The following is an 8,758-nucleotide window of genomic DNA, read 5'->3' on the forward strand; positions in this document are numbered from 1 at the left end:
TGTCCGTGCTTCCCTATATTTCCCCCCATCCACTGCTGGGGTTAACCCCGAGCGTCACCCCCCGCTTCCTGTTACTTCCTTGTGGAGCTAAGGAGAATTGAACTCCTGACCTCCTGCATGCCATGCAGGCGCTCTACCAACTGAGCTATAGCCCCGTGCTGCTTTCCGCCCGGTCTCCCTGGCGACATCGAGAACATTACACGGTTACCCCGGCCCACCACCAAATCGATTCCCCCAGGAACCGATTTGCCCCAATTCGGGAAGGTTCGGCGACACGGCGCTCAGGCGGTCGCGAAGGAGTAGAAGCGCTTCAGGGTGCAGTGCTCCTCCAACAGCCGTCCGTAGATCGGCTCCCCCTCCAGCTCCCGGTACGTCTCGATCGGGTCGCCTTTTATGATCAGCGCCCGCGCACACTCCTCGCACCAGTACTGGTACTCGGCATTGATCGGATCCATGTCCCGAACAATGGGCGTACCGCTGCCGCACCAGTCGCACTTCCGCCTGTGTGCACCCATGGGTCAGCTCCGGCCGTGGCCGCTGGCCGTGCACATGCGGGAGGTGCCACCGTTCTCTCTCGGAACTTCAGGAACTTCGGGAACAAGGGGCAGATCCGCGACCTCGTGGCGGCTCGCAGGCATCGCGCGCTCCCTCCCGTTCGGTCCGTCGCCCCCTCCGGCGGTCCGATTCTGCCATGACCCCGCAAGGGGGTCAGCCCTGCTGGGAATCGACCCGTTGCCGAGGCCTTACGAGACCGACCGACACGCCCACGACCGCGGCCGCCGACAGCGCGAGGGCGCACACCCACAGCGCGTGGCCGGACCCGTGCGCCCCTGACGTATCAAGGCGGTTGAGGTACACCGTGCCGAACGTCGCGACTCCGATGAGCTGACCCAACTGAGTGACGGTTACCAGCACACCACTCGCGTCGGCAGCGTCCTCGGGCCGCACGTTGGCCAGTGCGCGGGCGAGGAGGGGACTGAATGCCAGCGACACGCCCGCCCCCATGACGACCAAGGCTGCATACAGCATGAATCCGCCGCCCCCGCCGTCGCGCAACACCAGTCCGACCCCCACCGAGGCGACGGCCACCATGACGAACCCGCCCGGAACAAGCCCCCTTTGGAGGCACTGGGGCCACCGGCGCCAGGTCAGCCCGACCGAGCCCAAGACCACCGCAGTCGGTGCGAACATCAGCCCGGCACGCAGCGCCGAGTAGCCGAGACCGCCCTGGACGTGCAGCGTCATTGCAAAGAGGAAGCCCGCGTTGACCGCCATCACTAGCAGAATCCGCAGCACCGCCGACGCGATTCCGGGAATACGCAGCACCCTGAGGGCGATCGGGGGTGCGCCGCCGCCCGCGGCCAGCCGTGTCTCGTACACGACGAACCCGGCGAAGAACACGACGGAGGCGAGCAGGCAGACCCAGGACCAGGCCGGCCAGTCCAACTCCTGCCCGAGGACAAGGGGCACGGCGAACAGCGTGACGGCAGCGGTGAGAAGGACCAGGCCCGGCAGATCGAGCCCGCGGGCCCGCGCTCCCTCCCTGGCCTGCCCGGTACGCGGTTCGCGTGGCAGCACGCGTCGGCCGAGCACCAGCAGAACCAGCCCGATCGGTACGTTCACCAGGAAGACCGGCCGCCAACTCGCTCCGAACAGATCGGCGCTGACCAGCACCCCGCCCACGACCTGCCCGGCGGCCGCGCCGGTGGCGAGGACCGCGCTGTAGGCACCGAGCGCCCGGATGCGCGCCACACCGGTGAAGTGCCGCTGGATCAGGCTGAGCACCTGCGGAATCATCACCGCCGCACCCATCCCCTGGGTCAGCCGGAAGGCGATCAACTGTCCGGTGTCCACGGCCAGTCCACAGGCGAGTGAGGCGACGGTGAAGACCGCGAGCCCGGCCAGATGGGCACGTCCGTGGCCGAGCAGCCCCCCGAGCCTGGCGCCGATGATCAGCAGAACGGCGTACGTGATGGTGTAGCCGGCCACGACGAGCTGTAACCCGGCACCGGAGGCGCCGAGTTCGGTGCGGATCGTCGGGGCGGCGACATTGACGATGAAGGTGTCGAGCAGGGCCATGAACTGGGCGGCCAGGACCAGGGCGAGCAGCCGGCCGGGACGTCCGTCCGTGACGCCGTTGTCAGTGGTGCCGTCTTTACTGGGTACGGAACGTGGAGTTGCCTCGGATGTCGATGTCATGAATCGAAGCGTGCCGTCGGCCCCATACGGGTAACGAGAGCCCGCTGATGCTGGTACTGGCAGCACCTGGCAACTCCGCCGCGGGGCACCGACCATGGGGGTGTGACGACGGTGACGACACAGCACAACACGCAGGACCACGAGCGAGATCCGGCCCCGAACCGGCCGGCCCGGCGGCGACATCAGTCGCACCGCCGGCGGTCGGAGCTCGCCGCCTTCCTGCGCAGTCGCCGGGCCCGGGTGACGCCCGCCGACGTGGGCATGCCGCCGGGCCTGCGCCGCCGCACCCCGGGCCTGCGCCGCGAGGAGGTCGCCCAGCTCTCCGGGGTCGGTGTCACCTGGTACACGTGGCTGGAGCAGGGCCGCCCCATCAACGCCTCACCACAGGTGCTGGACGCCGTGGCACGGACGCTCCGGCTGGACGGCCCCGAGCGCGAACACCTCTATCAGCTGGCGGAGGTGGCGTACGCGCCGGGCAGGCAGGCCGACACGATCGAGGTCGGCCCGGAGATCCAGGGCATCATCGACGCCCTCGACCCGCATCCCGCGGTCGTCTACAACACGAGGTACGACATCCTCGCCACCAATGCCGCCTACCTCGACCTGTTCAACGTGCCCGCGCCGACGGAGTCGGGGCCACGGAACGTGCTGTGGAGGCTGTTCACGGTGACCGACGAGGACTGCCCGGTCGTGCACCGGACCCAGGAGCTGCCGATCATGGTGGCGACGCTGCGCGGGGCCTACGGGCGCCATACCGGCGAGCCGGCCTGGGAGTCATTGGTGGAGCGACTCTCCGCGGCCAGCCCGTACTTCGCCGAGCTCTGGCGGAGCGGGGATGTCGCGCCGCCGGGTCCACGGGTGAAGACGTTCCGTCACCGGGCGGCGGAGGGTGAGATACGGATGACGTCGGTGTCACTGTCCATCAACGGCCTTCCGGAGTGCCGGATCGTGGCGTACACACCCGCCGACGAGGAGAGCGCGGAGCAGGTCGCGGCGCTGCGCCGACGCCGTCAAAGGTGAGTGACCGCACCCGTGCGGGAACACAGCCGGATCCAGGAACACCTGGGGGAACGCAAAGATCCCGCCCCCTGCCGAGGACGGGATCCTGATTGTGGAGCTAAGGAGAATTGAACTCCTGACCTCCTGCATGCCATGCAGGCGCTCTACCAACTGAGCTATAGCCCCGCTGCTCGCTGTGTTTCCCTGCGTTTCCGCGCTGCGAACAAGAAGAACTTTAGCCTGTGACCAGCCAGAAAGTGAAATCCGGCCGACGCCGCCCGGTCCTAGGCGTCGTCGCCGAGCACGGGTTCGGGCAGGGTGCCTGCGTTGTGCTCCAGCAGGCGCCAGCCGCGCGCGCCCTCGCCCAGCACCGACCAGCAGCAGTTGGAGAGCCCGCCCAGCCCTTCCCAGTGGCGCGCTTCCAGGCCGAGCAGCCGCCCGATGGTGGTGCGGATGGTGCCGCCGTGGCTCACCACGACGAGCGTGCCGCCGTCGGGCAGCTTGTCGGCGTGATCGAGCACGACGGGGGCGGCCCGGTCGGCGACCTCGGTCTCCAGCTCGCCGCCGCCGCGCCGCACGGGCTCGCCCCGTTTCCACGCGGCGTACTGCGCGTCGTACCGCTCGATGATCTCTTCGTGGGTGAGGCCCTGCCAGGCACCCGCATAGGTCTCGCGCAGTCCCGCGTCATGGGTGATGTCGAGCCCGGTGATCGCGGCGAGCTCGGCGGCCGTGGCCGCTGCCCGCCGCAGATCCGAGGCGACGATGGCATCCGGCTTCAGCGAGGCGAGCAGCCGGGCGGCCCGGTGGGCCTGCCCGACGCCGGTCTCGGTGAGCTCGATGTCCATGGAGCCCTGGAATCGGCGCTCCAGGTTCCACGCAGTCTGGCCATGTCGCCAGAGGACGATCCTGCGACCTCTGCCGCTGCTGCTGCCGTTCAGCTCTGGTCACCTTCCATGCCGCCGGTGAGCTGGGCGTGCTCCTCGGCCTTCCCCCGGGTCTTGACGGCGTCCTCGGGCAGCGCGATCTCGGGGCAGTCCTTCCACAGTCGCTCCAGCGCGTAGAAGACGCGCTCCTCGCTGTGCTGGACGTGGATCACGATGTCAACGTAGTCGAGGAGGATCCAGCGGGCGTCGCGTTCGCCCTCACGGCGCACCGGCTTGGCCCCGAGCTCCTTCTGAAGCCGCTCCTCGATCTCGTCGACGATCGACTTGACCTGGCGGTCGTTGGGGGCCGAGGCCAGCAGGAAGGCGTCCGTGATCGACAGCACGTCGCTGACGTCGTACGCAATGATGTCGTGCGCGAGCCGGTCGGCGGCCGCCTGGGCGGCGGCGTTGATGAGCTCGATGGAGCGGTCCGTGGCGGTCACAAGCAGGCTTTCGTCGGCGGTCAGATCAACCTCTAGGGTCTCACGGACCGCCGACAGCCCACGCAGCGATCTTCCGGAGATCGTTCCTGGAGATCGCCCAGGAGGTGGCGCCCGACTATTTGATCTTGTAGTCCTGGCCGAGAACGACGGACACATCCGCGTTCGCGGCAGGCTTGCCCTGCTTCACCGCGCTCACCGACAGGCCCAGGGTCTTGGCGACCTGGGTCGCCTTCTCCTTGTCGGCCGCATCGCGGTAGAGGACCTCGGACAACGCCGCGGTGCCGGTGTTCCCGCCGCCGACGAAGGCATAGCCACCGTTGACCAGCTGGATCCGGGCGGACTCCGTACCGCCCGCGTTCCCGGTGCCGTTCCTGACCCCGACCCGCACGGGCGCGTCCTGGTCCGGTGCCTTCACCGTGCCGCCGAGGATGTCCTTGACGACACTCTCGGTGGCCGCGTCGGTCAGGGTTCCGTCGGCCTGCACCGGCAGCAGCGCGGTCTTGTAGTCGCCGATCTTGGCGTGTTCGGCGAGCTTCGCCAGGGACGCACCGAGGTCCTTCTCCGGCAGCGACGGGTCGAGGATCTGCGCCAGCGTCTGCACAGTGACCGTGGCGGCCTTCGGATCGTCCGAGATCTTCCGCAGCACGCCGCGCATGACCTGCCCGAACCGCATCAGCTGCTTCGCCTCGGCCTCACCGGGGCCTTGGTAGGTGGCGTACGCGACGGCCATCTGCCCGCTCAGGGTCTGCGCCTCGCCCTTCTTCACGAGGGGGGACACGTCCTTCTTGGTGTCGGGTACATCGGTGTCGGTGTCGACCTCGATGTTGCCGACCAGGTCGACGAGGTTCTCCAGGTACGGGGTGTCCAGCCGCCACGTACCGGAGATCCTGGTGCCGAGCAACGCGTCGATCGACTCGCGGGTGCCGGTCGAATCGTCGCCGTCGACGGACTTGCCGAGGGTGGTCGTGTTGCCCTCGTCGTCGGAGACGGCGAGCGAGTTGGGGAGCAGGACCGTGGTCCCCTGCTTGGTGGTGACGTTGTCGACGAGCAGCGCCGTGGAGGTGCCGCCCTTCTTGGTGTTGTGCAAATGGACCACGATGACATCGCGCTGCTGCGGACCCGTCGTCGCGGTGTCCTTCTTCCCCGAGCCGCCGAGGCCCGGGAGTTTGCCCGCGGACCAGAGGTAGCCGACACCGCCGACGACAACGAGGGCCACCACGACCACGAGCGCGACCATCCGGTTGCGGCCGCGTCGCCGTGCCTCCTCGCGCCGCTCGCTGCGGCTCTCGGTGAACTTCAGCCAGTCGATGACGTCTTCGGAGTCCTCGTCGGGCTCCTCGATGAAGGAGTACTGCCCGGTGCCGTCCTCACGGTCCGCGCGGCGCTGCTCCGGAACGGCCGGCTCGGGCTCGGACCGCGGTTCAGGCTGCTGCGGGGCGGATACGGGTGCGGGAGCCTGCTGCGGGATGCTCCACTGCGCGGTGGCGTCGACCGCAGCCTGCTGCCGGCCGGTGTCGTAGCCGTACCCGTCGTAGCCATAACCCTGCTGCTGGGAGGCATACGGGTCGTACTGCGGCGGCTGCTGCTGGCCGTACGGGTCGTATCCGTACCCTTGCTGCGCCTGCTGCCCCTGCTGCGCGTACGGGTCGTACTGCTGCGGCTGCTGTTCCTGCTGCTGCCCGGGCTGCTGATACACCGGCTGCCCGTACTCGTCGTAGCCGACGATCTGCGGCTGCTGGTAGTACGGGTCGTACGGGTTCTGTCGGTCGTTCACCGGTCCCCCTCTCCGTGGCTCATTCGCCGCGGTACAACTGGCGCTTGTCGATGTATCGGACCACACCGTCGGGCACCAGATACCAGACGGGATCCCCGTGCGCGACCCGCTCACGACAGTCCGTGGACGAGATCGCCAGCGCGGGGACCTCCACCAGAGAGACACCGCCCTCCGGCAGCCCGTCGTCCGTGAGCACATGCCCCGGCCGCGTCACACCGATGAAGTGGGACAGCGAGAACAGCTCCTCGGCGTCCCGCCAGGTGAGGATCTGGGAGAGCGCGTCGGCGCCGGTGATGAAGAAGAGGTCCGCGTCGCCGTGGATGGCACGAAGGTCCCGCAGCGTATCGATCGTGTACGTCGGTCCACCACGATCGATGTCGCTGCGGCTGACCGAGAACTGCGGGTTGGACGCCGTCGCGATGACTGTCATCAGATAGCGGTCCTCGGCCGGGGACACATTCTTGTGGCTCTTCTGCCACGGCTGCCCGGTCGGTACGAAGATCACCTCGTCGAGGTGGAACCGGGCGGCCACCTCGCTGGCCGCCACCAGGTGTCCGTGATGAATCGGGTCAAACGTCCCGCCCATCACGCCGAGTCGGCGTCTTGCGGCACCGGTAGGCACTTCCTGCTCTCCCATGCGTGCAGAGCCTACTGGCACAGCTGTACGCCTCGGCCTCAGCGGTCGCGGTTGAAGCGGGTGGTGATCCACAGCAGGAGCAGCAGCACGACGAACGCACCGCCACCGGTCAGGTACGGGTTGAGGCTTTCGTGATTACCACCGTGCTCGCCGCCCTCGGAGGCGAGAGTGACCAGCTGGTGCGCGGTGCTTGTGAGGCTCATCTTCGGCAGGACCTATCGATCGGGAGTCGGAAGGAAGACGTCGCGGACATCGTATGCGGGTGCCTCGGACACGCTCACGCCGACTCAGTCGTTGTTGTCGTCGTTGCGGTATCCGCGGAGCAGGAACCACGCGAGCAGCGCCGCGCCGATGAGCGAGGCGAGCAGCACGATCCGGAGGGTGTTGCCCGGGCCCTGGTCATCGGATGCGGCGGCGAGCAGAGCAACGGTGTGCGGCATGTTGGGCGTCTCCTCAGTTATCCACAGCCCCCCGCACACCGTAGCCCCAGCACCTACGCTGGGATCTGTCAGGGGGCGAGCGACGTCTCGTACAAAGAGGGGGCCATCCATGACCGACAGCAACCACACGAGTCACGAGAACGTGCCGAGCAGGCAGCGCAGGCGTTTCGCGGGCATCTCGTCCCGGGCGTACGAACACCCGGCGGACCGCTCGGCCCTGGTGGCCCTGCGCAAGCTGAGCGGGTTCGACACCGTGTTCAAGGCTCTCAGCGGACTGCTCCCCGAGCGCAGTCTGCGGCTGCTCTTCCTCTCCGACTCCGTTCGGGTGAGCGACGCCCAGTTCGTCCACCTCAACGACATGCTGCGCGACGCCTGTTACATCCTGGACCTGGAGAAGGTCCCACCGATGTACGTCACCCAGGACCCGCAGCCCAATGCCATGTGTATCGGTCTCGACGAGCCGATCATCGTGGTGACGACGGGGCTGGTGGAGCTGCTCGACGAGGAGGAGATGCGGGCGGTCGTCGGCCACGAGGTGGGACACGCCCTCTCCGGCCACGCCGTGTACCGCACGATTCTGCTGTTCCTCACCAATCTTGCGCTGAAGGTCGCCTGGATTCCGCTCGGCAATGTTGCGATCATGGCGATCGTGACGGCGCTGCGTGAGTGGTTCCGCAAGTCGGAGCTTTCCTCGGACCGGGCGGGACTGCTGGTCGGCCAGGATCTGCAGGCGTCGATGCGCGGCCTGATGAAGATCGCCGGTGGCAACCATCTGCACGAGATGAACGTGGACGCCTTCCTCGCCCAGGCGGACGAGTATGAGAAGGGCGGCGACCTGCGCGACTCCGTGCTCAAGATCCTCAATATGCTGCCCCGCTCCCACCCGTTCACCACGGTGCGCGCGGCCGAGCTGAAGAAGTGGTCCGAGAGCCGCGACTACCAGCGGATCATGGATGGCCACTACCCGCGGCGTGACGAGGACAAGGACACCTCGGTGACGGACTCGTTCCGGGAGTCCGCCTCGCATTACGCCGATTCGGTGCGCACCAGCAAGGATCCGCTGATGAAGCTCGTCGGCGACATAGCGGGCGGCGCCGGGGACCTGGGCGGCAAGCTCCGCGACAAGTTCACGGGCGGCGGCTCGGCCGGCAAGGGTGGCGCTACGGGGGGCTCCGAAGGGACCCGTCAGCCGGGGCCGGAAGACCCGGAGAGCTAGGACGTGTTTCGAAAGTCCCGCCTGCCAGGCGACGCCTGGCCCGCACGCTCGCTGCGTTGTCGGGCTCGCCCCGATACGCCCAGTATCGGGGCGACCCTCCGCCTTGCGATCGCACGCACCAGACGCC

10 protein-coding genes and 2 tRNA genes are annotated in these 8,758 nt (G+C 68.1%); 2 read left to right on the top strand and 10 right to left on the bottom strand.

Annotated features, from left to right (window positions below; translation table 11 throughout):
• Positions 1-82: 82 nt before the first annotated feature.
• The 3 genes from AB0N06_RS37050 to AB0N06_RS37060 form a co-directional block, all read right to left on the bottom strand.
• A tRNA-Ala gene (locus tag AB0N06_RS37050) sits at positions 83-155 on the bottom strand.
• Between the two features lie 126 nt (positions 156-281).
• A complete protein-coding gene (locus AB0N06_RS37055; protein ID WP_018487125.1) occupies positions 282-515 on the bottom strand; it encodes a hypothetical protein in 234 nt (77 codons plus the stop codon).
• A 193-nt stretch (positions 516-708) separates the two neighbouring features.
• Positions 709-2,199, bottom strand: a complete 1,491-nt coding sequence (locus AB0N06_RS37060) for an MFS transporter (RefSeq protein WP_366139086.1) — start codon at positions 2,197-2,199, stop codon at positions 709-711.
• A gap of 240 nt (positions 2,200-2,439) precedes the next feature.
• Here AB0N06_RS37060 and AB0N06_RS37065 point away from each other — a divergent pair, with 240 nt between their 5' ends.
• The gene (locus tag AB0N06_RS37065; protein ID WP_366139091.1) at positions 2,440-3,219 is read left to right on the top strand and encodes a helix-turn-helix transcriptional regulator; all 780 of its coding nucleotides are present in this window, start codon (positions 2,440-2,442) and stop codon (positions 3,217-3,219) included.
• Between the two features lie 92 nt (positions 3,220-3,311).
• Here the strand turns inward: AB0N06_RS37065 and AB0N06_RS37070 are convergent.
• From AB0N06_RS37070 to AB0N06_RS37100, 7 genes are all read right to left on the bottom strand, one after another.
• Positions 3,312-3,384: transfer RNA gene (locus tag AB0N06_RS37070), tRNA-Ala, on the bottom strand.
• A 98-nt stretch (positions 3,385-3,482) separates the two neighbouring features.
• Positions 3,483-4,136 (bottom strand): histidine phosphatase family protein, encoded by a 654-nt coding sequence (locus AB0N06_RS37075; protein ID WP_366139092.1) that lies wholly within the window; start codon positions 4,134-4,136, stop codon positions 3,483-3,485.
• On the bottom strand, positions 4,133-4,564 hold the full coding sequence (gene rsfS, locus AB0N06_RS37080; protein ID WP_358859068.1) for a ribosome silencing factor: 432 nt from the start codon (positions 4,562-4,564) through the stop codon (positions 4,133-4,135). The genes AB0N06_RS37075 and rsfS overlap by 4 nt, the downstream gene beginning before the upstream one ends.
• A gap of 115 nt (positions 4,565-4,679) precedes the next feature.
• Positions 4,680-6,338, bottom strand: a complete 1,659-nt coding sequence (locus tag AB0N06_RS37085) for a LytR C-terminal domain-containing protein (RefSeq protein ID WP_366139087.1) — start codon at positions 6,336-6,338, stop codon at positions 4,680-4,682.
• Between the two features lie 19 nt (positions 6,339-6,357).
• Positions 6,358-6,975 (bottom strand): nicotinate-nucleotide adenylyltransferase, encoded by a 618-nt coding sequence (gene nadD, locus AB0N06_RS37090; protein ID WP_366139088.1) that lies wholly within the window; start codon positions 6,973-6,975, stop codon positions 6,358-6,360.
• A gap of 38 nt (positions 6,976-7,013) precedes the next feature.
• Complete coding sequence (locus AB0N06_RS37095) at positions 7,014-7,178, bottom strand: hypothetical protein (RefSeq protein WP_358859065.1); 165 nt, start codon at positions 7,176-7,178, stop codon at positions 7,014-7,016.
• 84 nt (positions 7,179-7,262) lie between these two features.
• On the bottom strand, positions 7,263-7,415 hold the full coding sequence (locus AB0N06_RS37100) for a hypothetical protein (RefSeq protein ID WP_366139089.1): 153 nt from the start codon (positions 7,413-7,415) through the stop codon (positions 7,263-7,265).
• A gap of 109 nt (positions 7,416-7,524) precedes the next feature.
• Between AB0N06_RS37100 and AB0N06_RS37105 the strand changes: the two genes are divergently transcribed.
• Entirely contained in the window at positions 7,525-8,631 is a 1,107-nt protein-coding gene (locus tag AB0N06_RS37105; protein ID WP_366139090.1) for a M48 family metallopeptidase, read from the top strand.
• Positions 8,632-8,758 lie beyond the last annotated feature (127 nt).

Source organism: Streptomyces sp. NPDC051020 (assembly GCF_040683105.1).
In the GTDB taxonomy this organism is placed as follows: domain Bacteria; phylum Actinomycetota; class Actinomycetes; order Streptomycetales; family Streptomycetaceae; genus Streptomyces.